24 protein-coding genes and 1 pseudogene are annotated in these 23,264 nt (G+C 60.5%); 19 read left to right on the top strand and 6 right to left on the bottom strand.

From position 1 onward, the window contains the following. Positions 1-11: 11 nt before the first annotated feature. The 5 genes from araH to E3Z29_RS23335 all read left to right on the top strand — a co-directional run bounded on the left by araH (position 12) and on the right by E3Z29_RS23335 (position 5,562). Positions 12-980, top strand: coding sequence for an L-arabinose ABC transporter permease AraH (araH, locus tag E3Z29_RS23355; RefSeq protein WP_027612371.1), 969 nt, complete (start codon positions 12-14; stop codon positions 978-980). Between the two features lie 269 nt (positions 981-1,249). Beyond that, positions 1,250-1,963: a GntR family transcriptional regulator gene (locus E3Z29_RS23350; RefSeq protein ID WP_134787068.1), complete on the top strand. Its 714-nt coding sequence runs from the start codon at positions 1,250-1,252 to the stop codon at positions 1,961-1,963. Next, the gene (locus E3Z29_RS23345) at positions 1,960-2,958 is read left to right on the top strand and encodes an ADP-ribosylglycohydrolase family protein (protein WP_134787067.1); all 999 of its coding nucleotides are present in this window, start codon (positions 1,960-1,962) and stop codon (positions 2,956-2,958) included. Before E3Z29_RS23350 ends, E3Z29_RS23345 begins: the two co-directional genes overlap by 4 nt. A gap of 215 nt (positions 2,959-3,173) precedes the next feature. Next, entirely contained in the window at positions 3,174-4,640 is a 1,467-nt protein-coding gene (locus E3Z29_RS23340; RefSeq protein WP_134787066.1) for a cytosine permease, read from the top strand. Continuing rightward, entirely contained in the window at positions 4,633-5,562 is a 930-nt protein-coding gene (locus tag E3Z29_RS23335; RefSeq protein WP_134787065.1) for a PfkB family carbohydrate kinase, read from the top strand. The genes E3Z29_RS23340 and E3Z29_RS23335 overlap by 8 nt, the downstream gene beginning before the upstream one ends. A 116-nt stretch (positions 5,563-5,678) precedes the next feature. Here E3Z29_RS23335 and E3Z29_RS23330 read toward each other — a convergent pair whose 3' ends face one another. From E3Z29_RS23330 to E3Z29_RS23315, 4 genes are all read right to left on the bottom strand, one after another. Next, a complete protein-coding gene (locus E3Z29_RS23330; RefSeq protein ID WP_134787064.1) occupies positions 5,679-6,059 on the bottom strand; it encodes a Rho termination factor N-terminal domain-containing protein in 381 nt (126 codons plus the stop codon). Positions 6,060-6,122: 63 nt separating this feature from the next. Then, positions 6,123-6,380: a hypothetical protein gene (locus E3Z29_RS23325; protein ID WP_096794892.1), complete on the bottom strand. Its 258-nt coding sequence runs from the start codon at positions 6,378-6,380 to the stop codon at positions 6,123-6,125. A 44-nt stretch (positions 6,381-6,424) separates the two neighbouring features. Next, positions 6,425-6,769 (bottom strand): hypothetical protein, encoded by a 345-nt coding sequence (locus E3Z29_RS23320; RefSeq protein WP_134787063.1) that lies wholly within the window; start codon positions 6,767-6,769, stop codon positions 6,425-6,427. Positions 6,770-6,866: 97 nt separating this feature from the next. After that, on the bottom strand, positions 6,867-7,502 hold the full coding sequence (locus tag E3Z29_RS23315; protein WP_134787062.1) for an HD domain-containing protein: 636 nt from the start codon (positions 7,500-7,502) through the stop codon (positions 6,867-6,869). A gap of 232 nt (positions 7,503-7,734) precedes the next feature. On the opposite strand from E3Z29_RS23315, the gene E3Z29_RS23305 reads away from it, so the two are divergent. The 10 genes from E3Z29_RS23305 (at position 7,735) to E3Z29_RS23260 (ending at position 16,171) form a co-directional block, all read left to right on the top strand. After that, positions 7,735-8,214 carry a GNAT family N-acetyltransferase gene (locus E3Z29_RS23305; protein WP_003226995.1) on the top strand — a complete coding sequence of 160 codons (480 nt, stop codon included), beginning with the start codon at positions 7,735-7,737 and terminating at the stop codon, positions 8,212-8,214. Between the two features lie 158 nt (positions 8,215-8,372). Beyond that, positions 8,373-9,035: a hypothetical protein gene (locus tag E3Z29_RS23300; protein ID WP_134787061.1), complete on the top strand. Its 663-nt coding sequence runs from the start codon at positions 8,373-8,375 to the stop codon at positions 9,033-9,035. Then, positions 9,032-9,526, top strand: coding sequence for a PAAR domain-containing protein (locus E3Z29_RS23295; RefSeq protein WP_098965003.1), 495 nt, complete (start codon positions 9,032-9,034; stop codon positions 9,524-9,526). Before E3Z29_RS23300 ends, E3Z29_RS23295 begins: the two co-directional genes overlap by 4 nt. Before the next feature lie 5 nt (positions 9,527-9,531). Next, positions 9,532-10,266, top strand: coding sequence for a hypothetical protein (locus tag E3Z29_RS23290; protein WP_098965002.1), 735 nt, complete (start codon positions 9,532-9,534; stop codon positions 10,264-10,266). Further along, positions 10,263-10,790 carry a hypothetical protein gene (locus E3Z29_RS23285; RefSeq protein WP_098965000.1) on the top strand — a complete coding sequence of 176 codons (528 nt, stop codon included), beginning with the start codon at positions 10,263-10,265 and terminating at the stop codon, positions 10,788-10,790. The genes E3Z29_RS23290 and E3Z29_RS23285 overlap by 4 nt, the downstream gene beginning before the upstream one ends. Positions 10,791-10,995: 205 nt before the next feature. Further along, complete coding sequence (locus E3Z29_RS23280; protein WP_134787060.1) at positions 10,996-11,985, top strand: 2-dehydro-3-deoxygalactonokinase; 990 nt, start codon at positions 10,996-10,998, stop codon at positions 11,983-11,985. Positions 11,986-12,004: 19 nt separating this feature from the next. After that, positions 12,005-12,625 (top strand): 2-dehydro-3-deoxy-6-phosphogalactonate aldolase, encoded by a 621-nt coding sequence (locus tag E3Z29_RS23275; RefSeq protein ID WP_041069252.1) that lies wholly within the window; start codon positions 12,005-12,007, stop codon positions 12,623-12,625. A gap of 48 nt (positions 12,626-12,673) precedes the next feature. Further along, positions 12,674-13,822: a galactonate dehydratase gene (dgoD, locus tag E3Z29_RS23270; protein ID WP_007961968.1), complete on the top strand. Its 1,149-nt coding sequence runs from the start codon at positions 12,674-12,676 to the stop codon at positions 13,820-13,822. 180 nt (positions 13,823-14,002) lie between these two features. Beyond that, positions 14,003-15,307 carry an MFS transporter gene (locus E3Z29_RS23265; protein WP_086794170.1) on the top strand — a complete coding sequence of 435 codons (1,305 nt, stop codon included), beginning with the start codon at positions 14,003-14,005 and terminating at the stop codon, positions 15,305-15,307. Between the two features lie 60 nt (positions 15,308-15,367). After that, positions 15,368-16,171, top strand: a complete 804-nt coding sequence (locus tag E3Z29_RS23260; RefSeq protein ID WP_045122581.1) for an IclR family transcriptional regulator — start codon at positions 15,368-15,370, stop codon at positions 16,169-16,171. Here the strand turns inward: E3Z29_RS23260 and E3Z29_RS23255 are convergent. Further along, a pseudogene (locus tag E3Z29_RS23255) lies at positions 16,168-17,219 on the bottom strand (NAD(P)-dependent alcohol dehydrogenase). The gene E3Z29_RS23260 and the pseudogene E3Z29_RS23255 overlap by 4 nt on opposite strands. A gap of 190 nt (positions 17,220-17,409) precedes the next feature. On the opposite strand from E3Z29_RS23255, the gene E3Z29_RS23250 reads away from it, so the two are divergent. Further along, positions 17,410-18,300: an AraC family transcriptional regulator gene (locus E3Z29_RS23250; protein WP_007961974.1), complete on the top strand. Its 891-nt coding sequence runs from the start codon at positions 17,410-17,412 to the stop codon at positions 18,298-18,300. Between the two features lie 184 nt (positions 18,301-18,484). Here E3Z29_RS23250 and E3Z29_RS23245 read toward each other — a convergent pair whose 3' ends face one another. Continuing rightward, the gene (locus tag E3Z29_RS23245) at positions 18,485-20,149 is read right to left on the bottom strand and encodes an electron transfer flavoprotein-ubiquinone oxidoreductase (RefSeq protein ID WP_134787059.1); all 1,665 of its coding nucleotides are present in this window, start codon (positions 20,147-20,149) and stop codon (positions 18,485-18,487) included. Between the two features lie 525 nt (positions 20,150-20,674). Between E3Z29_RS23245 and E3Z29_RS23240 the strand changes: the two genes are divergently transcribed. The 3 genes from E3Z29_RS23240 to E3Z29_RS23230 all read left to right on the top strand — a co-directional run bounded on the left by E3Z29_RS23240 (position 20,675) and on the right by E3Z29_RS23230 (position 23,256). Then, positions 20,675-21,424 carry an electron transfer flavoprotein subunit beta/FixA family protein gene (locus E3Z29_RS23240; protein ID WP_134787058.1) on the top strand — a complete coding sequence of 250 codons (750 nt, stop codon included), beginning with the start codon at positions 20,675-20,677 and terminating at the stop codon, positions 21,422-21,424. Further along, entirely contained in the window at positions 21,425-22,354 is a 930-nt protein-coding gene (locus E3Z29_RS23235) for an electron transfer flavoprotein subunit alpha/FixB family protein (RefSeq protein WP_007961977.1), read from the top strand. Positions 22,355-22,434: 80 nt separating this feature from the next. After that, a complete protein-coding gene (locus tag E3Z29_RS23230; protein ID WP_098964995.1) occupies positions 22,435-23,256 on the top strand; it encodes an ABC transporter substrate-binding protein in 822 nt (273 codons plus the stop codon). The last annotated feature ends 8 nt before the right edge of the window (positions 23,257-23,264 follow it).

The following is a 23,264-nucleotide window of genomic DNA, read 5'->3' as shown; positions in this document are numbered from 1 at the left end:
AGGTGACTATGATGACCATCCAAAACAAGGCGCTGCCGACTCCCCGCAAACCGCTGGACCTGCGGCGCTTCCTCGACGACTGGGTCATGCTGCTGGCGGCGATCGGTATCTTCGTCGCCTGCACGCTGCTGATCGATAACTTCCTCTCGCCGCTGAACATGCGCGGGCTGGGTCTAGCGATTTCCACCACCGGCATTGCCGCGTGCACCATGCTGTATTGCCTGGCGTCAGGTCACTTCGACTTGTCGGTGGGCTCGGTGATCGCCTGCGCGGGGGTCGTTGCGGCGGTGGTGATGCGCGACACCAACAGCGTGTTCCTCGGCGTCAGCGCAGCGCTGGTGATGGGCCTGATTGTCGGGCTGATCAACGGCATCGTGATCGCCAAGTTGCGGGTCAACGCGTTGATCACCACGCTGGCGACCATGCAGATCGTTCGCGGCCTGGCCTACATTTTTGCCAACGGCAAAGCGGTGGGCGTGTCGCAGGAATCGTTCTTCGTCTTCGGCAACGGCCAGTTGTTCGGCGTGCCGGTGCCGATTCTGATCACCATCGTCTGCTTCCTGTTCTTCGGCTGGCTGCTGAACTACACCACCTACGGGCGCAACACCATGGCCATCGGTGGCAACCAGGAGGCGGCATTGCTCGCCGGGGTCAACGTTGACCGGACCAAGATCATCATTTTCGCCGTGCACGGCGTGATTGGTGCGCTGGCCGGGGTGATTCTCGCTTCGCGCATGACCTCCGGGCAGCCGATGATTGGCCAGGGTTTCGAGCTGACGGTGATTTCGGCATGCGTGCTCGGCGGCGTGTCGCTGAGCGGCGGGATCGGCATGATCCGCCACGTGATTGCCGGGGTGCTGATTCTGGCGATCATCGAGAACGCGATGAACCTGAAGAACATCGATACGTTTTATCAGTATGTGATTCGTGGTTCGATTCTGTTGCTGGCCGTGGTCATCGACCGCCTGAAACAACGCTGAGATCAAAAGCTCCCCCTCACCCTGGCCCTCTCCCAGAGGGAGAGGGGACTGATTGGGGGATCTTTCAGAGATACATCGACCTGAAAGTGCTTTGCTGAATCCATAATCGACTGGATTTTTCAGGTCGATGCAGAGCGTGAAACTGCTCGGTCAGTCCCCTCTCCCTCCGGGAGAGGGCTAGGGTGAGGGGCTTTTGATTCTCCCGCCTTCTGTCACCTTCCCTAAATTTCCCTTGCCCGCCCGCACCCGTTTCGGGTATCACTTTGTACATGATTAGACAGGTACGATTTGATAAGAAACAACGGGTGGTCGACGAACTCGTCCGGCGCATCGAAAGCGGCCTCATGGAGGACGGCTTTCTGTTGCCCGGCGAGCATCAGTTGGCTCAGGAATTCAATGTCAGCCGTGGCACGTTGCGCGAAGCGCTGGCCGAACTGAAGCGGCGCAATTACATCGCTACGCAGAGCGGAGTCGGCTCGATCGTCACCTTCGACGGTGTAGTGCTCGATCAGCGCAGCGGCTGGGCGCAGGCCTTGGCCGACAGCGGGGCGCTGATCAACACCGAAGTGCTGCGCCTGGAAGCGGTGACGCGGCCTGATCTGCTTTCGCGCTTCGGCACCGACCAATTCATCACCCTCGATCGCCGTCGTCGTTCCAACGACGGCACGCTGGTGTCCCTTGAACGTTCTTTGATGCCGGCCACCGGCGGCCTGGAAAGCCTGCCGCGCGTCGGTCTGATCGACAACTCGCTGACCATCACCCTGGCCGCTTACGGCTACATCGGCGAGCGCGGCGATCAGTGGATCGGCGCTGAACCACTCAATGCCGAAGACGCCGAACTGCTCGGGCGCCCGGTCGGCACCGTGTTCCTCAAGGCCCTGCGTACCACCTACGACCGGCAGAACCGTTTCATGGAGCAGGTCGAAAGCCTGCTCGACCCGGTGCATTTCCGCCTGCACCTGCAATTTGGAGAATCGAAATGACCGCGCTCAACCGTGCCCTCGGTGCGTTTTATGGCCTGGCCCTCGGTGATGCGCTGGGCATGCCGACGCAATCGTTGAACCGCGAAACGATCAAGACCCGCTTTGGCCGGATCACCGATCTGCAGGATGCCGGTCCTCTGCAACCGATCGCCGCCAACATGCCCAAAGGCTCGATTACCGACGACACCGAACAGGCGATTCTGGTCGGCGAGTTGCTGGTCGAAGGCAAGGGCCGCATCGAGCCGGCAGTCCTCGCCCAACGGCTGATCGAATGGGAAGCCGAGATGCAGGCCAAGGGGTCGCAGGACCTGCTCGGCCCGTCGACCAAACGTGCCATTGAAATGATCCTCGCCGGGCATTCGCCGGAGGAGGCCGGGCGTTACGGCACCACCAACGGCGCGGCGATGCGCATCACTCCGGTGGGCATTGCGGCAGACGTCGCCGATCCCGAGCGTTTCATTACGGCCGTGGTGCAGGCCTGTCAGGTCACCCACAACACCACGCTGGGGATTTCCAGTGCGGCGGCGGTGGCGGCGGTGGTCTCGGCCGGGATCAACGGCATGGATCTGGGCGAGGCATTGAACCTTGGCCAGCAGATTGCGCAACAGGCCGAGGCACATGGGCACTGGGTGGCCGGCGGGCGCATCGCTTCGCGCATCAGTTGGGCGCGAACCATCAGCGTCGACAGCGACAAGGCCCTGCTGGCGGATCTGCTGTACGACGTGATCGGCACTTCGGTGGCCTCGCAGGAATCGGTCGTGGTGTCGTTCGCCCTGGCGCAGCAAGTGGCCGTTGGCGAGATGAGCGCATTCGATGCGTTGTGCATGGCCGCCAGTCTTGGCGGCGACACTGACACCATCGCGGCAATTCTCGGCGCCATGCTCGGGGCCTGCCTGGGCCTTGAGAGCTGGCCTGCGCCGATGATTGCCACGGTCAAAGCGGTCAATCATCTGGAGCTTGAACCGTTGGTGCAGGGGCTGTTGACCCTGCGTTGACTGAGCTGACGCCTTCGCGAGCAAGCCCGCTCCCACAGGGGATTTGAGCCGTTCACAAATCTCCTGTGGGAGCGGGCTTGCTCGCGAATGGCGCGCTGCGGATTACGGATTTTTACCCCGCAATGGATCGCACAGACAGGCCGAGGATGGCCGGGATGTCTTGTCGTTTTGAGTCATTGCCACAACCACAATAAAGGCAAACAGGAGCACTGTTCATGAGTTCAACAAACGCCGGGCCAAGCGCCGGGCAACTGGAAACCCGCGGCATTGAGCCGGTGCCGGAAGCTGAGTGCAACGGTCATCCGCTGCAACTGTTCTGGGTCTGGTTCGCCGCCAACATTTCCATTCTCGGCCTGCCATTGGGCGCCACGCTGGTGGCGTTTCGCGGGCTGGCGATCTGGCAGGCGATCATCGTTGCCATCGTCGGCGCCGCCGGTTCGTTCGCCGTGGTCGGGATCATCTCGATTGCCGGCCGCCGTGGCCGCGCGCCGAGTCTGACCCTGTCGCGGGCGATCTTCGGCGTGCGTGGCAATATCGGCCCGACGCTGGTCTCGCTGATGTCGCGTCTGGGCTGGGAAACGGTCAACACCAATACCGCGGCGTTCGTGCTGCTATCGCTGTGTTCGATCCTGTTCGGCTCGCCGGTTGAAGCGAAAAGTGCGCCCGTGCTGACGCTGATCTTCATCGCGATTTTCGTCCTGCTGACCCTGTCGGTTTCCGGCCTCGGTCACGCCACCTTGCTGGTGATCCAGAAGTGGGCGACCTACGTGTTCGGCGCGCTGAACATTCTGGTCGGCGGCTTCCTCTGCGCGACCATCGACTGGAGCGCGGTGTTCAACGCCACGCCAGCGCCGCTGAGCGCGATGATCATCGGCATCGGCACCATGGCCGCCGGCACCGGGATCGGCTGGGCTAACGCGGGTGCGGACATGTCGCGCTATCAGCACCGCAGCGTCAAGGCTGTACGGCTGGTCGCCTCGGCGGCGTTCGGTGCGGGGATTCCGCTGGTGCTGCTGATCACCCTCGGCGGCCTGCTGTCGGTGGGCAACAACGATCTGGCATCGGCGACTGACCCGATCGTGGCCATCCGCGACATGCTGCCGACCTGGATGGCCGTGCCGTACCTGATCACCGCGTTCGGTGGCTTGCTGCTGTCGAACAACCTGTCGGTGTACTCCGCCGGTCTGACCACGCTGACCCTCGGTCTGAAGGTCAAACGCGTCTACGCGGTGGTGGTCGACATCGTGGCGATCTTCGCCGGCTCGATCTACTTCATGCTGATTGCCGACAGCTTCTACGGCCCGTTTATCACCTTCATTTCGCTGCTGGCGGTGCCGATCACCGCGTGGGTGGGGATCTTCGTCGTCGACCTGATTCACCGTCACTACTACAGCCCCAAAGACCTGCTCGACGTCAGCCCGAGCAGCGCCTACTGGTATCGCGGCGGCATCGAGTGGCGCGCGTTCGGCGCGTGGGCGATTGCCATCGTGCTCGGCTTCAGTTTCACCACCATCGGCACCACCGCCGAGAACGTCTGGTTCAAGGGCTTTTTGTCCGACTCGTGGCTGGGCCACAACGGCCTCGGCTGGATCGTGACCTTCGTGGTGGCCGGTGGCATTTACTTCGTCCTTGGCGGGGCGAAAGATCGCCGTGCCGCGCAAGTCGAGAATGCTCATGCCTAAGATGTTGCACACCGGCCAGGTCATCATCGACCTGGTCATGGCCGTGGATCAGCTGCCGCAAATCGGCGGCGATGTGCTGGCGCAGTCTGCCGCTTTCGAGGCTGGCGGCGGCTTCAACGTGATGGCCGCAGCCGTGCGCAATGGTTTGCCGGTGGTCTATCTCGGTCGCCACGGCACCGGGCGTTTCGGCGATCTGGCGCGTCAGGCGATGAAGGATGAAGGCATTCACATCGGCATCCAGATGCCTGCACAACGCGATACCGGGATATGCGTGGCGCTGACCGATGCGTCGGCCGAGCGCAGTTTCATTTCCTACATCGGCGCTGAAGGTGAGGTGACCGGAGAGGACTTGAACAGCGTGGCGGCCGAGGCGGGCGATTACGTTTATGTGAGCGGTTACAGCCTGCTGCACGCAGGCAAGGCGCAGGCGCTGCTGGACTGGACGCTGGCGCTGCCGGAAGCGATCAACGTGGTGTTCGATCCGGGGCCGTTGGTGGAGTCGCCGGACTCGCCGTTGATGCGGGCGCTGCTGCCGCGCATTGATGTGTGGACCAGCAACAGCGTCGAGGCGTTGCGCTTTACCGAGGCTGCAGACATTGCTCAAGCGCTGGATCGGCTGGCGGATCATCTGCCCAAGGATGTGCTGATGGTGGTGCGCGATGGACCACAGGGTTGCTGGATTCAGCAGCGTGGCGAGCGACGGCATGTACCGGGGTTTGCGGTAAAAGCCGTGGACAGCAACGGGGCGGGTGATGCCCATGCCGGGGTGTTCGTCGCCGGGTTGGCGCAGGGTTTGCCCGCCCATGAGGCGGCGCGGCGGGCGAATGCGGCGGCGGCTTTGGCAGTGACACGATGGGGGCCGGCGACTGCGCCGGGAGTTGCTGAGGTGGATGCGTTTATCCACGAGTCCTGCGGCGATTGATCAACCGCCTTCGCGAGCAAGCCCGCTCCCACAGGGGGGATTTGCGTCTTTCACAACTCCAATGTGGGAGCGGGCTTGCTCGCGAAGAGGCCATACGGCTCAGCACAAAATATGGATCAGCCGGCCTTGCGCAACGCCGCAATCAACTCATCCTTGCGCATCGAAGAACGCCCGGCAATGTTCTTCGCCCGCGCCTCTTTGCGCAGACTGTCGAGAGTCTGCGTCTCGCGCGACGCCTTGCTGTCGCGCGCATGTCCCCCGCGACTGGCCACCGCTCGCCGCGATGATTCTTTGCGATCTTCGGACTTGGCACTCGCCGGTTTCTTGCGTCCGGAACCGCCAGCCTTTTCGCCGCCGCCCGACTGTTTGTTGACCGTCGCCCAGGCCCGCGCTTCGGCTGCATCCTTCGACAAGCCTTTTTTCTCATAGCTGTCTTCGATGTGTTCGGCCTTGCGCTTCTGTTCAGCGGTGTATTTGTCTTTGCTTCCACGAGGCATGGGATTTCTCCTCTTGTGTGCAGATTCGGCCGCTCGCCGCACCGGCAGCGAGCGGCCTGAGGTCTACTGCAGATCCAGCTTGCGCGCCGCTTCAACGCCAGCCGCACTGAGCTTGATCGGCAAGTTCAACGAGTGTTCGCCGGCCTCGTTGCAGGTCACATGACCGTGGTGGATCAGTCCGCGATCCTGCAGAGAGGCGAGGGCGCTGGCCACCACTTTCTCGCCGCGATAATTGTCCAGCACCTCTTTGCCCAGTCCGCTCGGATGGGCATGCAGCAGGCGGGTGAGGACTTCTTTTTCCAGGTTTTTATCGACGTTCATGGTTACCTCTTCATGGATGTGAATAGGACGCTCGCGTCGGCGAACTACTGGCTGCCGCCCTCGGAGCCCGAGCCACCGGTGGTGGTTTTCGAGCCGATGCCGGGGCCGGCGTTATCGGGTGTGGCGGGGGAGTCAGGGGTGTTCATGCCACCCTGGCGGCCGGGGTCGCTGCCTTGGGTGCGTGGGTCGGTGCCAGTGGCAGGTGGCTGGTTGATCAATGGAACCCCGGAGCCATCGGTGTTCATGCCTGGGGCACTGTTGATGGCCGGGGCGCGCGGTGATGGAACCGGATCGGTGGGGCCTGTGCCCGCTGCGGTGGTGGACGCGGCGGAGACCGCTGGGCAGAGCAGGGCACTGAATACGAGGGCAGTCAACCTTGACGGGATCATAGGGCTTCTCCAGTGATTGAATTCCTTACCTGTGTTTGGTCTGCCCTTGAATCGGATTGGTGCCTGATGAGCGACGAACGGTCGAGACACAGGATTATCAGTCGAGGCCGATTTCTTCCTTGAACTGCTCCATGAAACCCTTCAGGCGTTGATGGCGGATCTGCGCCAGACGCTGACCGGCGCCAGTCTGGAAACCATCGGCCAGGTGCAGCAGCTTGGTCTGAAAGTGATCGAGGCAGAAGCGGGTGTCGTCGTAGTCGCGCTCCTTGGCTTCAGGGTCGAGCGGGTCGTACAACGCACTGCCCATGCGCCCGGCGACGTAGAAGGTGCGGGCAACGCCGAGCATGCCCAGCGAGTCGAGCCGGTCGGCGTCCTGGACCAGTTTCGCTTCGAGGGTCAGCGGGGTGATGTTGGCGGAAAAACTGTGGGCTTCGATGGCGTGGGTGACGCCACTGATTTTGCTTTCGGGCCAGTCCAGATCGGCCAGCACGTTGGCGGCTTTTTCTGCGGCGAGGCGCGAAGCCTGCGAGCGCAGCGGCGAGTTTTTTTCCACGGACACGCAATCGTGCAGCAGCACGGCAGCGAGCAACACTTCCAGGTCGCCACCTTCCTCGGCCTGCAAGGTGCGCGCGTTGTGCCAGACCCGTTGCAGGTGGGCGAGGTCGTGGGCACCGTCGTCGCCGGGTTCGAGGGCGTGGGGCAGCAGTGCTGCTGCAAGCGCCTCCACGGGCATAAAATCTCAGTGTTCATGAGCATCCTTTCAGACTGGCGAAGTTCCTGTGGGAGCGGGCTTGCTCGCGAAGGCGTCAATCCAGTCACCATCATTGTTGTCTGTCAGACCGCTTTCGCGAGCAAGCCCGCTCCCACATTGCAATATCGGCGCAGGATATTCTCTGTGTTGCCATGTGACGAGCGCCGCATCCGGCCTTAGTATGGCGCTTTCCCTTTTCCGACAAGGCCCGTTCATGACGATCGAAATCCGCCCGGCGACCCCCAGCGATGCACCGCAAATCCTCGCCTTCATCACCGAACTGGCAGATTTCGAAAAGGCTCGCCACGAAGTGATCGCCAGCGTCACCGACATCGAGCGCAGCCTGTTCAGCGAGGGCGCCACCGCCCACGGCCTGATCTGCCTGCGTGACGGTGTGCCGATCGGTTTTGCGGTGTTCTTCTTCAGCTATTCGACGTGGCTCGGCAGCAATTGCCTGTACCTCGAAGACCTCTACATCACCCCCGAACAACGCGGCGGCGGCGCCGGCAAAACCCTGTTGCGGCATCTGGCGAAAATTGCCTGTGCCAATGACTGCGGGCGCTTCGAATGGAGCGTGCTGGACTGGAACACCCCGGCCATCGAATTCTACAAATCCCTCGGTGCGCAGCCGCAGGAAGAGTGGGTGCGCTATCGCATGGATGGCAAGGTGTTGCGTGAGTTTGCCGAAGGCTGAGGAGATGATGGCAATCCGATGTTGAAGTGATTGCCGCCACCGCTCTAGTCCGGCATTCTACGCGCCATTTTTGCGCGCTCACGGACGACACCTGCAATGCTTCTGGCAAAACTTCTCCACGCCCGTGGGGCCTTCGCTGTGTCTCTGAGTGACCGGCGATGAGCGGATTGCGGGCGTCAATGCGCCTGTATGGCCTGGTGAAAAACTCAGGCTGCTCTGACAACCCTCAGCGTCAACCGGTAGACATCCTGTGCATCGTCAATCGCACGGGCGGCAAAGTCATTCGTGCGTTTGTGTCGCGGCTCGACGCCGAACTCATGACACGCAGCGCCGGCCTGGGTGACTACCGTGTGATCGCGTTACGCCACTTCGAGCCGAATGCGTTTATCGACGCGCATCAGGGCTGGCTGACGCTGCACATCTGTTGCGGTTTCGTCGCCCCCGCCAGCCATTCGTTGCTCAAGGACGGCGCGTTGATGCCGATGGGCTGGTACGTCTATTCCGAGATCGGCCAGTGGACCGCCGAACATCATCTGGACCTCGGCGTGCAAATGGCCGATCTGCTGCAAACGGCTTACGAGCGTAATCAACTGCGCAATTACAACGCCTGGCTCAACGAACTCGACGACGCCGCGCCGGCCGAACTGGCCTGGCAAACCGACCGCGCCTGGCGACATCTGCAAACTGCCACATCACCCGACAGCCGTGAGCACTGCCACGCACTGTTCGACCCTGTCGACAACCGCTGGCGCTTCGCCGCGACCGACATCGACATCCATCAGCCGCACCCGGAACCTCTGAAGCAAGGAGCTTTGAATTGAGTGGTAAACCCGCCGCCCGCGTCACCGACCCGACCGCCTGCCCATTGCCAGGCCATGGCACCAACCCGATCGTTTCCGGCTCGCCCGACGTCTTCTTCGACGGCCTCGCCGCTGCGCGCATGACCGACAAATCAGCCTGTGGCAGCCCGATCACCGGCGCTGTTTCCGGCACCGTATTCATCAACGGCCTGAACGCCGCAACCCTCGACAGCACCGGTGGCCACGGCAATGTCGTGGTCGGTGGTTCGGGCACGGTGATGATTGGACAAAGTGGCGGAGGGGCAGCGTTTAGTGGGTTGTTGCCGATGCCGGTGCATTTCAATGATCGGATGCAGGTCGTTAATGAAGCCACGGGCGAACCTATTCCCGACCACCCTTATGCGATTCAGCGAGGCGATGGGCGTGTTGAGCATGGCATCACCGATGAACAGGGCTTTACCCATATGGTCAGTTCGCATTTGGCCGAAACTATTAAACTGTTCGTAGAGTGATCGAAATGGAAGTCGAAAATCCCGCACTCAACGATTGTAAAACTGAAGTGGCTGGTCATGAGTTGACCTGCAAGACTGATCAGAGCGTAAAACAGGCTGCGGTTAAAGTAAAAAAAGTTGCAGTGTTTTTTATTGGCGGTGCTGGGGATAAGGAAGAGTACTATCAAAATGAGCCGCCGCATCATAATGTGATGAATGCATGGAAGCAGTTAGAGAAGCGTCTTACTAATGAGCAGAAAGTTGAGGTGAATCTGCCATACATAAGTTACAAAGACGTTCGCGGTGAAAAAGATATTAAAAAGTACGTCGAGCGTCCTTTGAAAGGTGATAAGTCGGTCTATATTGTCGTTGTAGGTCATAGTTTGGGTGGTTGGAATGGTGCACATCTGACTTCGATTTTGAAAGAGCGCGGTTACACCGTAAAGGTATTGGTAACGCTTGATCCTGTTGGCGGTGGCACAGGTGTCTGGATGGTGTCTGATATATATTTCACGACACCGAAGCCCTCGGCAGATTATTGGGTCAATGTATTGGCTTCGCCCAAGGTGACGGATTCATCTGATAACGTTGCCAGCATGGGCGAGCGTTGGGTTATGACATCTGGGCCAGCTATCAACGAAGCGGTAGACGCCAACCATCGTCAGGCAGGTGTCATGTTTGGCGCTACGCTACAGGGTGGTAAATCGGCATGCGATATTGTGTATGAACGTTTGAGTCAATATTTGGAATCTTCGAAATGAAGTCGTTGTTTGTTTTTCTGACACTGCTACTGTGCAGTTCTTGCACTAAGCAACCGGTTCTTCCGGTCATTGATATTGACTTGATTTCTGTCAGTGGTGGAGATGATCACTCATCTTTAGGTATTAAGTTTGGTTCGAAAACCGATCTGTTGAATTTTTTTCAGGATGTGACCGGGGAAAGTCAGTTGGGCGAGTCTTTGTTCTGCTCGCTGGATAAGGATGTCGAGTTTAAGGATTTTGACAAGTTGACTCAGTATTTGGTGGGGGATTTTGTTGAGCTTGATAGTTCTGGATCTAAAGCGGAGCATATTTATATGGCCAAATTGTCCTCGTTTAAAAAAGAGGATGAGGGCGTATCAAATATTTTTATGCCTGCCAGTGAATTATTGCAGGTATTAGGTCAGCGTAATGTCATCTCTTGTAAGGTGTTCACTTCTGCTTATTCATTCGGTGGATATTATTCGAAGTCAATGCTCATCCCAGCAACTGACATCGTGCGTGCGATTCAAGAGAAGCGCGATTGATGGGGCTGAGAGGATTCCGGCTGCTACTGATTGCTGGTTTTTTAACGTGTCGTCCTGCCTGCACCTGAACGGACGTCGTTCAGCGTTGGACAAAATGGACTTATTCAATCCCAAAATATGGGATGTAAAATTACATATTGAGATTTCGCGCTTGAAAGGTCTATAGTCCGTCGCACTCACTGCCAAAAACAAAACAGGTGAAGCGATGCAGGCGCAATTGATCGCGCTCGACTGGGGGACGACCTCATTACGTGCTTACAAACTCGCGGCGGGCGGGGTGGTGCTGGAGCAGCGTGCGCTGTCGTCCGGGATCATGCAGTTACCGAAGACGCCGCGAGTCATCCACGGTGATGAATGCGCCGACGGTTTTGAACTGGCCTTCGAAGAGGCATGCGGCGACTGGCTCGAGGCGCAGCCGGATCTGCCAGTGATCGCCTGCGGGATGGTCGGCAGCGCCCAGGGCTGGCGCGAAGCGGCCTACTGCGAGACGCCGGCGAACGTCGCCAATCTCGGAAATTCCTTACAAACACTGGTCAGTCTGCGCGGCACGCGGGTACATATCGTGCCGGGGGTGATCCAGCGTTCGCGTCTGCCCAATGTGATGCGCGGCGAAGAAACTCAGGTCCTCGGCGTACTGCAGAATCTGCCGGCCGAGGCGGGCGGCGATCTGTTGATCGGTCTGCCAGGTAGCCACTCCAAGTGGGTGGAGGTGGTCGAGGGCCGCATCACTCATTTCGACACCTTCATGACCGGCGAAGTGTTCGCTGTGCTCAGTGAGCACAGCATTCTCGGGCGTACCCAGCAACAGGGTGCGGCGTTCGACGGGTTGGCGTTCGACCGTGGCGTGCAAGTGGCGCTGTCGGCGGACGGCGAACTGGGCGTGCTCTCCACATTATTCAGTGCCCGCACCCTGGGCCTGACCGGTGAACTGGCGCCGACGGCGCAAGCGGATTACCTCTCTGGCCTGATGATTGGCCATGAACTGGTGGCGCTTGCCGCAGCCCAGCGGCACCGACGCAATAGTGCGCATCTGCCGTCGATCATCCTCATCGGCAACGCGCAACTCTGCGCCCGTTACGGCCGTGCCCTCAATGCCTGCGGTTTCGCGCGCGTCACGCTGGCCGAGCAGGCCACCGAGCGTGGCCTGTGGCAACTGGCGCTGGCCGCCGGGCTGCTTGATTCCTTATCCCGTTAACCCTGACTGGAGGCCTGACATGCTCAAGCAAGCATTGGCACAAAACGGTCTGATCGCAATCCTGCGTGGCCTGCATCCGCAGGAAGCCGCTGCTGTCGGAGAAGTCCTGTATGCCGCCGGATTTCGCGTCATCGAAGTACCGCTCAATTCCCCGTCGCCGTACGAAAGTATCCGCATCCTGCGTCAGACCTTGCCCGCCGATTGCCTGATCGGTGCCGGCACGGTGTTGACCCCGGAGCAGGTCGAGTTGGTGAAAGAGGCCGGCGGCCAGGTGATCGTGATGCCACACAGCGACGCCAAGGTGCTGCGCGCAGCGAAAGCGGCGGGGCTGTACCTGTCGCCGGGAGTAGCGACGCCGACCGAAGCGTTCGCGGCGCTGGAGGAGGGCGCGGACATTCTCAAGCTGTTCCCGGCCGAGCAGATGGGCCCGGCGGTGGTCAAGGCATGGCTCGCGGTGTTGCCTTCCGGGACGGTGCTGGCGCCGGTCGGCGGGATCACCCCGGACAACATGCAAGCGTTCATCGACGCTGGTGTGAAAGGTTTCGGCCTCGGTTCCGGCCTGTTCAAACCGGGCATGACGGTTGAGCAAGTGGCGGCCAATGCCAAGGCCTACGTGGCTGCCTGGAAGGCCCTTCGCTGAGATTTATCCGGCGCTGCGTGCGCTGCATCTAACAAGAGAGACAAACAGATGAAAATCACCAAACTCACCACCTTCATCGTCCCGCCGCGCTGGTGCTTCCTCAAGGTCGAAACCGATGAGGGTGTGACCGGTTGGGGCGAACCCGTGGTCGAAGGCCGCGCACACACCGTCGCCGCTGCCGTTGAAGAATTGTCCGACTACCTGATCGGCAAAGACCCACGCAACATCGAGGACATCTGGACTGTGTTGTACCGCGGTGGCTTCTACCGCGGCGGCGCGATCCACATGAGTGCACTGGCCGGTATCGATCAGGCGCTGTGGGACATCAAGGGCAAAGCCCTCGGCGTGTCGGTCAGCGATCTGCTCGGCGGTCAGGTGCGCGACAAGATTCGTGTGTATTCGTGGATCGGTGGCGATCGTCCGGCCGACACCGCACGTGCCGCGAAAGAGGCGGTGAGCCGGGGTTTTACTGCGGTGAAAATGAATGGCACTGAAGAGCTGCAGTTCCTCGACTCCTTCGAGAAAGTCGATCTGGCCCTGGCCAACGTTGCCGCCGTGCGCGATGCCGTCGGGCCGAACGTCGGTATCGGCGTCGACTTCCACGGTCGGGTGCACAAGCCGATGGCCAAGGTGCTGATGAAGGAGCTCGACCCGTACAAACTGATGTTCATCGAAGAGCCGGTGCTCAGTGAAAACTACGAAGCGCTGAAAGAGCTGGCACCGTTGACCAGCACGCCGATCGCCCTGGGTGAGCGGCTGTTCTCGCGCTGGGATTTCAAGCGGGTGCTGAGCGAAGGCTACGTCGACATCATCCAGCCGGATGCCTCGCATGCCGGCGGTATCACCGAGACCCGCAAGATCGCCAACATGGCCGAAGCCTACGACGTGGCGCTGGCGCTGCATTGTCCGCTGGGGCCGATTGCGCTGGCGGCGTGCCTGCAACTGGACGCGGCTTGTTACAACGCGTTCATTCAGGAGCAGAGTCTGGGTATCCATTACAACGAGAGCAATGATCTGCTCGACTACGTGAAGGATCCGCGAGTGTTCGACTACGACCAGGGCTTCGTGAAGATTCCGAACGGGCCAGGGCTGGGCATCGAGATCAACGAGGAATACGTGATCGAACGCGCGGCGGTCGGCCACCGCTGGCGCAACCCGATCTGGCGCCATGCCGATGGCAGTTTTGCCGAGTGGTGATTCCCTTCTGACCCACCACAAATCCTTGTGGGAGGGGGCTTGCTCCCGAATGCGGCATGTCAGCTAAAGAGATGTCGACTGACACTCCGCATTCGGGAGCAAGCCCCCTCCCACAATTGATCTCCATGGATGGGAGATGGCGTCAATGACCTCAAATAATCATAAGAAGAGGCACCCCCCATGCCAACGCAAACCCTCACCGGGCAGGCGTCTTTAGTCACGCCTAGCCGCAAGCGGTTTTTCATCATGGTGTTGCTGTTCATCACCGTGGTCATCAACTACCTCGACCGCAGCAACCTGTCGATTGCCGCGCCCGCGCTGACCAGTGAACTGGGCATCGACCCGGTTCACGTCGGGCTGATTTTCTCCGCATTCGGCTGGACCTACGCCGCGATGCAGATTCCCGGCGGCTGGCTGGTGGATCGGGTGCCGCCGCGCATCCTCTACAGTGTCGCGCTGCTGCTGTGGTCGCTGGCCACGGTGCTGCTCGGTTTCGCTGCGAGTTTCATTGCGCTGTTTGTGCTGCGCATGGCGGTCGGCGCGCTGGAAGCACCGGCCTATCCGATCAACAGCCGCGTGGTGACCACCTGGTTTCCCGAGCGTGAGCGGGCCACGGCGATTGGTTTCTACACCTCCGGGCAGTTTGTCGGCCTGGCGTTTCTGACGCCGGTGCTGGCCTGGCTGCAACATGAATTCGGCTGGCACATGGTGTTCGTCGCAACCGGTGCGGCTGGCATCATCTGGGCAGCGATCTGGTACGCGGTGTATCGCGAACCGCGAGACTTCAAAGGCGCCAACGACGCGGAGATCGACCTGATCCGCGAGGGTGGCGGACTGGTGGATATTCAAGCGCAAACGGCCAAGGCCTCGTTCAGTTGGACCGACCTCGGTATCGTCCTGAGCAAACGCAAATTGTGGGGCATCTACCTCGGCCAGTTCTGCCTGAACTCGACGCTGTGGTTCTTCCTGACGTGGTTCCCGACCTACCTGGTGAAATATCGCGGCATGGACTTCATCAAGTCCGGCCTGTTGGCATCGTTGCCGTTTCTGGCCGCGTTCATTGGCGTGCTGTGTTCGGGGTTCTTTTCCGACTTGCTGATCCGGCGTGGCTGCAGCGTGGGCTTCGCGCGCAAGTTGCCGATCATTGGCGGGCTGCTGATTTCCACCTCGATCATCGGCGCCAATTTTGTTGAATCGACACCGCTGGTGATTGCCTTCCTGGCGTTGGCGTTTTTTGGCAACGGTCTGGCCTCGATCACCTGGTCGCTGGTCTCGACCCTCGCTCCGGCGCGGTTGCTGGGGCTGACCGGCGGGGTGTTCAACTTCATCGGCAACCTGTCGGCGATTGCCACGCCGATTGTCATCGGTTTCCTCGCCAGCGGTGATTCGTTCGCCCCGGCGATCACCTACATCGCGGTGCTGGCGCTGATCGGTGCATTGTCCTACGTGCTGCTGGTAGGCAAGGTCGAGCGTATCGAGTTGTAGTCGTCTGCGTCGGGCGACCATAATGCCGCCCGTTCCCTCGCTCAACGGTAAAGGCTGGATATGCAGGAAGACGCCCCGGAAAAAACCAAGGACGCCGCGCCCACCGGCACCCAGACCCTGCTTCGCGGACTGGGTGTGGTGCAGGCGGTGGCCAGTGGCGCCCGCGATTTGAAAGAGATCGCCCGGCTGATCGGCACCACGCGCAGCACCACCCATCGTCTGGCCAGTTGCCTGGTCGACGAGCGCTACCTGCGCGTGGTGCCACAAATCGGCTATTTGCTGGGGCCGAAGCTGATCGAGTTGGGGTTTCAGGCGCGCGAAGAGTTGCCGCTGGTGAGTCTGGCCGGGCCGTACCTGGACGAGTTGTCGGCGTTGACCGGGGACACCGTGCACCTGGGGATTCGTGAAGGCGATGAGGTCCTGTACCTGCTGAAGAATCCGGGGCGTAACGGCCCGGAAATGCGTTCGCGGGTCGGCCACCGGATGCCGCTGGCGCGCACCGGGATCGGCAAGGCGTTGATGCTCGACGATTCGCCGCAGGATTGGCAGCGGCTGTACGACATCAGCCTGCCGGCGGGTGGGAAAAGTCAGTTCTGGCCGCAGCATCCCCAGCAATCGTGGGAACAGCTCGAGCAGCGCATGACCGAGTACGTGGCCGGTGGCTACGCCTTCGATCTGGAGGATAACGAACCGTCGATCCGCTGCGTGGCGGCGCCGATTCGTGATGCGAGCAAGCGCATTGTGGCGGCGATCAGTATCGCCAGCACCGTGCCGTACATGCCGCTGGAAAAAATGGCCGAGCTGATCCCCCTGATCAAAGGGGTCACAGCCCGGCTCTCGGCAGAGCTCGGTCTGAAGGTTTAAAGCTTCAGCGTCGCCATGTCGATCACGAAGCGATACTTCACGTCACCGGCAATCATCCGCGCGTAAGCCTCGTTGATCTGGCGAATGTCGAGCATTTCGATGTCGCAGGTGATGTTGTGCTCGGCGCAGAAATCCAGCACTTCCTGGGTTTCGGCGATGCCGCCGATCAACGAACCGGCCAGTACGCGGCGGCCCAGCACCAGGTTGGCGGCGTGCACCGGCGGGTCGATCGGTTCGATCAGGCCGACCAGGATATGCACGCCATCAAAGCGCAGGGTTTGCAGGTACGGGTTGAGGTCGTGCTGCACCGGAATGGTGTCGAGCAGGAAGTCGAAGCGGCCTGCGGCGGCGGCCATCTGTTCGGCATCGGTGGAGACGATCACATGATCGGCGCCCTGACGACGACCTTCCTCGGCCTTGCTCGCCGAACGGGTGAACAGCGTGACTTCCGCGCCCATGGCCTTGGCGAACTTGATGCCCATGTGGCCGAGGCCGCCCATGCCGAGAATCCCGACCTTGTCACCGGCCTTGACCCCGTAGTGCTTGAGCGGTGAGTAGGTGGTGATGCCGGCGCAGAGGATCGGCGCGGCGCTGGCCAGATCCAGCTTTTCCGGAATGCGCACGACGAAGTGCTCGCTGACCACGATGCTGTCCGAATAACCGCCCATGGTGTTGCTGCCGTGACCCGGTCCGGGGTGGCGTAGGTCATGGTCGGGCCTTCGAGGCAGTATTGCTCGAGGTTCTGCTGGCAGGCAGCGCAGGTGCGGCAGGAGTCGACCATGCAACCGACACCGACCAGATCGCCGACTTTATGTTGAGTGACGTTCGCACCAACGGCGGTGACTTTGCCGACGATCTCATGGCCGGGCATCAACGGATAAACCGCGATGCCCCATTCATTGCGCGCCTGGTGGATGTCGGAGTGGCAGACGCCGCAGTAGAGGATCTCGATCGCCACGTCGTCAGCGCGTGGGCTGCGGCGTTCGAATTTCATCGGGGCGAGGGGAGTGGTGGCCGATTGGGCGGCATAACCGATAGCGGTGTACATGAGAAACCTCGCAGAAGCAGTGACTGGTGAGGTGGCGCATTTTGGGCGCCGTCTGCCGCTGCGGCCATGACGATTCCTCCGGGTCTCATGCCTAATCCTCCGGCATGCAGGTCTGGGCAAGCGCATTGGCAAAAGGATCTGCGATGATGCTTGCATGCCTTTTTCCGTGACTTTTTTGAAGACCCCTCCGATGCAGTTGACCCGTCACCTTGATGCCAATGCCACGCTGGTTTCGCTGATCGAGCCGCTGGCGCTCTGCGATGGTTACAGCCAGACCGGGTTGCCCGGCGTGCAGGTGTTGCGCGCCAGTTGCGACGTGGCGCGTGGCCCGCACATTTATGAGCCGAGCCTGATGATCATCGCTCAGGGCAGCAAACTGGCGTTCCTCGGCCCGCGCACCATGGAGTACGGTGCCGGGCACTACCTGATTCAGGCGCTGCCGGTGCCGTTCGAGTGCGAAACCTTTGCCTTGCCGGATGCGCCGTTGCTGGGGGTATCGGTGGCCATCGACCGGGTGCTGCTCGGCGAGCTGGTGCTGGCCATGGGGCTGGCGCCGGGGCGGCATATCCCGGCGCAAACGCCGGAGTCGATGACCTCGGTGGTGCTCGACGATGACATGCGCGGCTGCGTCGAACGCTTGTTGCGCTGCCTGCACGATCCGCTGGAGCGGCAGATTCTCGGGCCGGCGCGGGTGCGTGAATTGCTGTTCACCGCGCTGCGCGGTCCACAGGCCGATGTGTTGCGCGCGCTAGTCGAACAGCAGGGACAGTTCGCCCGGGTGGCGGCGTCGATCAGTCATCTGCATGCGCATTACACCGAGCCGCTGAACGTCGAGACTCTGGCCAGTTGCGCGAACATGAGCGTGTCGTCCTTCCACGAGCACTTCAAGCGCAGCACGCTGTTGTCGCCGGTGCAGTACCTGAAGCGCTTGCGCCTGCTCAAGGCGCAGACCTTGCTGGTCGCCGAGGGGCTGGGCGTGGCGCAGGTGGCGCATCGGGTGGGGTATCAGAGTACGTCGCAGTTCAGTCGCGAGTACAAGCGCTACTTCGAGCGTAGCCCTGGCGACGAACGCGTTGCCTGAGTCGATTAAGATCCCTTGTGGGAGCGGGCTTGCTCGCGAATGCGGTGTATCAGTCAATGAATGGGCTGAATGACACACCGCATTCGCGAGCAAGCCCGCTCCCACAGTTGTTTTGTGGTGAAACAGAAAACCTGGGCAACAAAAAGGCCCCCATTTCGGGAGCCTCGTTGTTCAGCGATACGGCTTACATGTTCGGGTAAGTCGGGCCGCCAGCGCCTTCCGGCGTGACCCAGGTGATGTTCTGCGAAGGGTCCTTGATGTCACAGGTCTTGCAGTGCACGCAGTTCTGGGCGTTGATCTGGAAGCGTTTTTCGCCGTCTTCCTTGGTGATCACTTCGTAGACGCCGGCCGGGCAGTAGCGCTGCGCCGGTTCGTCGTACAGCGGCAGGTTCTTGCTGATCGGGATGCTCGGGTCGGTCAGCTTCAGGTGGCACGGCTGTTCTTCTTCGTGGTTGGTACCGGAGATGAACACCGAGCTCAGTTTGTCGAAGCTGAGTTTGCCGTCCGGCTTCGGATAGTCGATCTTCTTGCAGTCGGCCGCCAGTTTCAGGCAAGCGTAGTCCGGCTTGGTGTCGTGCAGGGTGAACGGCAGTTTGCCGCCGAAGATGTTCTGGTCCAGCCAGTTGAAACCACCGCCGACGATCGCGCCGAACTTGTGGATCGCCGGGCCGAAGTTACGGCTGGCGAACAGTTCGTCGTAGAGCCAGCTCTTCTTGAACGCGTCGACGTAGGAGGTCAGCTCTTCGGTGCCATCCTTTTCGGCGAACAGCGCGTCGGCCACCGATTCAGCGGCGAGCATGCCGGACTTCATCGCAGTGTGGCTGCCTTTGATCTTGGCGAAGTTCAGGGTGCCGAGGTCGCAACCGATCAGCGCGCCGCCCTTGAAGACCATTTTCGGCAGCGAGTTCAGGCCACCTTTGCAGATCGCACGGGCGCCGTAGCTGACGCGCTTGCCGCCTTCCAGGTACTGGGCCAGCACCGGGTGATGCTTGAGGCGCTGGAACTCGTCGAACGGCGACAGGTAAGTGTTGCTGTAAGACAGATCAACGATCAGACCGACCACTACCTGGTTGTTTTCCAGGTGATAGAGGAACGAGCCGCCGGTGTTTTCGGTGCCCATGATGTCCAGCGGCCAACCGGCGGTGTGCACCACCAGACCTGGCTGGTGTTTGGCCGGGTCGATTTCCCAGATTTCCTTCAGGCCGATGCCGTAGTGCTGAGCGTCGGCATCGCTGTCGAGGTTGTAACGCTTGATCAGTTGCTTGCCGATGTGGCCACGGCAGCCCTCGGCGAACAGCGTGTACTTGCCACGCAGTTCCATGCCCGGGGTGTACAGGCCTTCTTTCGGGTTGCCTTCGCGGTCGACGCCCAGATCACCGGTGATGATCCCGCGCACGATGCCGTTTTCGTCGATCAGCGCTTCCTGAGCGGCGAAGCCCGGGTAGATTTCCACGCCGAGGTTCTCGGCCTGCTGGGCCAGCCAGCGGCACAGGTTGCCGAGGGAAATAATATAGTTGCCTTCGTTGTGCATGGTCTTGGGCACAAAGAAGTCAGGAATTTTCTGCGCACTGTCGGCGTTTTTCAGCACGAAAATGTCATCGCGGATGACCGGGGTGTTCAGCGGGGCGCCGAGTTCTTTCCAGTCCGGGAACAGTTCGTTCAGAGCACGTGGTTCGAACACGGCACCGGAAAGGATGTGTGCGCCGACTTCGGAGCCTTTTTCGACCACGCAGACGCTGATTTCCTTACCGGCTTCGGCGGCCTTCTGCTTCAGACGGCAGGCGGCGGACAGGCCAGCGGGGCCGGCACCGACGATGACCACGTCGAATTCCATGTATTCGCGTTCCACAGGCTATCTCCTACTCAAGGCTCAACAGTTTTTTTTCTAATTTGGAGGTTCGGTGTCATATCCGTTATTGCCTTTACGTTAACGTCAAGGGTAATAATGGGCAAACCACCTTTCTCTCTAGGCGGCGCATTATATCTACACCACTCCGAGCGTCCAATACAAACGTTTGTTTGAATCGGCTCCAGCCCAGAGAAATCAAAGAAGCACGGCTTATGAACGGCCATTTTGCCGTATTGACCGGAATAGGCGTTCCGGTCAAGATACGGGCGGTTTTGCGCTCGCCGTAGGCAGACTGGCGGTTTCAAGAGCACCTCTAAAGACAGGGCACAGGCAGTACAAGGTGATGCGCAGCGCAAGTCCGGCGCGCAGTTTACACACCGTGCGATTCAATGACTTGTTGGTCACCACTGACGAACGGTCATCGCCACTAGCCGGCGTTTTTAGAGGTGCCCTTGTGCCCGATGAGCATCAACCGCCAGGTTCGCCTAGGCGACTTTCTTTTCACCGGAGAGTAACGAGGAATCCATGAAGGTTCTTGTAGCTGTCAAACGCGTTGTGGATTACAACGTCAAGGTCCGCGTCAAGGCGGACAATTCCGGCGTAGACCTCGCCAACGTCAAGATGTCGATGAACCCGTTCTGCGAAATCGCAGTGGAAGAAGCCGTACGCCTGAAAGAGAAAGGTGTTGCGACTGAGATCGTCGTCGTCTCCATCGGCCCGACCACCGCTCAGGAACAGCTGCGTACCGCACTGGCTCTGGGTGCCGACCGCGCCATCCTCGTCGAATCCGCTGAAGACCTGACTTCGCTGGCCGTGGCCAAGCTGCTCAAGGCTGTGGTCGACAAGGAACAGCCTCAGCTGGTGATCCTGGGCAAACAGGCGATCGACAGCGACAACAACCAGACCGGCCAGATGCTCGCTGCACTGAGCGGCTACGGTCAGGGCACTTTCGCCTCGAAAGTCGAAGTCTCTGGCGACAGCGTTGCCGTGACCCGCGAAATCGACGGCGGCGCGCAGACCGTTTCGCTGAAACTGCCAGCGATCGTCACCACCGACCTGCGTTTGAACGAGCCGCGTCATGCGTCCCTGCCAAACATCATGAAAGCCAAGAAGAAGCCTCTCGAAGTGCTGACTCCGGACGCTTTGGGCGTTTCCACCGCCTCCACCAACAAGACCCTGAAAGTCGAAGCGCCGGCTGCACGCAGCGCGGGCATCAAGGTCAAGTCGGTGGCTGAACTGGTCGAGAAACTGAAAAACGAAGCGAAGGTAATCTAAATGACTATCTTGGTTATTGCTGAACACGACAACAAAGTGCTGGCCCCGGCCACTCTGAACACCGTGGCTGCTGCTGCCAAAATCGGCGGCGACATTCACGTGCTGGTTGCAGGCCAGGGCGCTGGCGCTGTGGCTGAAGCCGCTGCGAAAATCGCTGGCGTAAGCAAAGTCCTGAACGCTGACAATGCCGCTTACGCGCATCAGTTGCCGGAAAACGTTGCGCCGCTGGTTGCAGAGCTGGGTAAGGGCTACAGCCACATCCTGGCTGCCGCCACGTCCAACGGCAAAAACATCCTGCCGCGCGTTGCTGCTGCGCTGGACGTTGACCAGATCTCCGAGATCATCTCGGTAGAAAGCGCCGATACTTTCAAGCGTCCGATCTACGCCGGTAACGCTATCGCTACCGTGCAATCGACCGCTGCGATCAAAGTGATCACCGTGCGTGCCACCGGTTTCGACCCGGTTGCCGCTGAAGGTGGTTCGGCGGCTGTTGAAGCCGTAGCGGCTGCGCACGACGCCGGCACTTCCAGCTTCGTCAGCGAAGAACTGGCCAAGTCCGATCGTCCAGAGCTGACCGCTGCCAAGATCGTCGTTTCCGGCGGCCGCGGCATGCAGAACGGTGACAACTTCAAACACCTGTACGCTCTGGCCGACAAGCTGGGCGCCGCCGTCGGTGCTTCGCGCGCCGCAGTCGACGCAGGTTTCGTCCCGAACGACATGCAGGTCGGTCAGACCGGCAAGATCGTTGCGCCACAGCTGTACATCGCCGTCGGTATCTCCGGCGCGATCCAGCACCTGGCCGGCATGAAAGACTCCAAAGTGATCGTTGCGATCAACAAGGACGAAGAGGCGCCGATCTTCCAGGTGGCCGATTACGGTCTGGTGGCGGATCTGTTCGAAGCGGTACCTGAGCTGGAGAAGCTGGTCTAATCCGGCAGCTTCACTTATAAAGAGCCCGGCCTTATGGTCGGGCTTTTTTTTGTCTCGAATTTGCGTGGGAGTGTTTTGCCATGGATCTGCGCCGCGGGTTGTTATTGGGATTGATCCTGTTACCGGGGATGGCTGCGGCCGCCGGCAAATGCGAGCGCCTTGTCGTCACCGGCAGCCCGGATGCGCCGCCGTACCTGTGGCAGGACCCGCAGAATCCCAAGCACTTGATCGGCGCCAGTGCCGACCTGTTGCAGCAAGTGGCCAAGGATCTGGGGATCAAGGTCGAGCTGCTCTACGCCGGCAAACGCGCGCAGGCCCTTGATGAAGTACGCAGCGGGCGCATGGACATGCTGGCCGACACGCCGCTGATGTTCAACGAGCTGGAAAACCTCGACTACATCTATCCGCCGTTGCTGGAAAACGACTATCTGGTGTGGACGCGCAAGGGTTCAACGCTGGTCTACAGCGAAGCCAGGGATCTGCACGGGCACACCGGCGGGCTGTCGGAAAAGTCTCGAATGACCCAGGCATTCGGCACTTTCGCCGAGCAGAATCTGACCCTGACCCGGACGGCAAACATCACTCAAGCCTTTCAGAAACTTCTGCTGGGTGAAGTGGAATACGTACTCGCCGGGCGCTACTCGGGCATGGCCGCCGCGCAGGCATTGGGCATGGCCAATGATCTGCTGGCCTTCGAGCAACCGATCGACCGACCGGGACTGTTCCTCGCGGTTTCGCACAACTCGGCCTGCAACGATCCGTGGTTGCGCGGACAGCTCGCTAAAAAGATGACAGAATTGCCCGCGTCCGGACTGACCGAAGCCGCGCTGCAACGCAACATCGAGCGCTGGAAGGCCCAGCAGCAACAGCCGCAGCCACCTGTCAGTGCCCCAAAACAGTAGGGATTCTT

The organism is Pseudomonas sp. S150 (assembly GCF_004526365.1).
In the GTDB taxonomy this organism is placed as follows: domain Bacteria; phylum Pseudomonadota; class Gammaproteobacteria; order Pseudomonadales; family Pseudomonadaceae; genus Aquipseudomonas; species Aquipseudomonas putida_A.
Note: the sequence above shows the minus strand (reverse complement) of the source record. Positions and strands in the feature narration are given on the sequence as shown.

Excerpts from the sequence above, each read along its gene's own strand:
- E3Z29_RS23340 (WP_134787066.1), top strand. The coding sequence starts at position 3,174 with ATGAGTTCAACAAACGCCGGGCCAAGCGCCGGGCAACTGGAAACCCGC.
- E3Z29_RS23260 (WP_045122581.1), top strand. The coding sequence starts at position 15,368 with ATGCAGGAAGACGCCCCGGAAAAAACCAAGGACGCCGCGCCCACCGGC.
- E3Z29_RS23275 (WP_041069252.1), top strand. The coding sequence starts at position 12,005 with ATGCTCAAGCAAGCATTGGCACAAAACGGTCTGATCGCAATCCTGCGT.
- E3Z29_RS23305 (WP_003226995.1), top strand. The coding sequence starts at position 7,735 with ATGACGATCGAAATCCGCCCGGCGACCCCCAGCGATGCACCGCAAATC.
- E3Z29_RS23345 (WP_134787067.1), top strand. The coding sequence starts at position 1,960 with ATGACCGCGCTCAACCGTGCCCTCGGTGCGTTTTATGGCCTGGCCCTC.
- E3Z29_RS23325 (WP_096794892.1), bottom strand. The coding sequence starts at position 6,380 with ATGAACGTCGATAAAAACCTGGAAAAAGAAGTCCTCACCCGCCTGCTG.
- E3Z29_RS23335 (WP_134787065.1), top strand. The coding sequence starts at position 4,633 with ATGCCTAAGATGTTGCACACCGGCCAGGTCATCATCGACCTGGTCATG.
- E3Z29_RS23230 (WP_098964995.1), top strand. The coding sequence starts at position 22,435 with ATGGATCTGCGCCGCGGGTTGTTATTGGGATTGATCCTGTTACCGGGG.
- E3Z29_RS23350 (WP_134787068.1), top strand. The coding sequence starts at position 1,250 with ATGATTAGACAGGTACGATTTGATAAGAAACAACGGGTGGTCGACGAA.
- E3Z29_RS23330 (WP_134787064.1), bottom strand. The coding sequence starts at position 6,059 with ATGCCTCGTGGAAGCAAAGACAAATACACCGCTGAACAGAAGCGCAAG.
- E3Z29_RS23280 (WP_134787060.1), top strand. The coding sequence starts at position 10,996 with ATGCAGGCGCAATTGATCGCGCTCGACTGGGGGACGACCTCATTACGT.
- E3Z29_RS23285 (WP_098965000.1), top strand. The coding sequence starts at position 10,263 with ATGAAGTCGTTGTTTGTTTTTCTGACACTGCTACTGTGCAGTTCTTGC.
- araH (WP_027612371.1), top strand. The coding sequence starts at position 12 with ATGACCATCCAAAACAAGGCGCTGCCGACTCCCCGCAAACCGCTGGAC.
- E3Z29_RS23315 (WP_134787062.1), bottom strand. The coding sequence starts at position 7,502 with ATGCCCGTGGAGGCGCTTGCAGCAGCACTGCTGCCCCACGCCCTCGAA.
- E3Z29_RS23300 (WP_134787061.1), top strand. The coding sequence starts at position 8,373 with ATGAGCGGATTGCGGGCGTCAATGCGCCTGTATGGCCTGGTGAAAAAC.
- E3Z29_RS23290 (WP_098965002.1), top strand. The coding sequence starts at position 9,532 with ATGGAAGTCGAAAATCCCGCACTCAACGATTGTAAAACTGAAGTGGCT.
- E3Z29_RS23235 (WP_007961977.1), top strand. The coding sequence starts at position 21,425 with ATGACTATCTTGGTTATTGCTGAACACGACAACAAAGTGCTGGCCCCG.
- dgoD (WP_007961968.1), top strand. The coding sequence starts at position 12,674 with ATGAAAATCACCAAACTCACCACCTTCATCGTCCCGCCGCGCTGGTGC.
- E3Z29_RS23320 (WP_134787063.1), bottom strand. The coding sequence starts at position 6,769 with ATGATCCCGTCAAGGTTGACTGCCCTCGTATTCAGTGCCCTGCTCTGC.
- E3Z29_RS23265 (WP_086794170.1), top strand. The coding sequence starts at position 14,003 with ATGCCAACGCAAACCCTCACCGGGCAGGCGTCTTTAGTCACGCCTAGC.
- E3Z29_RS23240 (WP_134787058.1), top strand. The coding sequence starts at position 20,675 with ATGAAGGTTCTTGTAGCTGTCAAACGCGTTGTGGATTACAACGTCAAG.
- E3Z29_RS23250 (WP_007961974.1), top strand. The coding sequence starts at position 17,410 with ATGCAGTTGACCCGTCACCTTGATGCCAATGCCACGCTGGTTTCGCTG.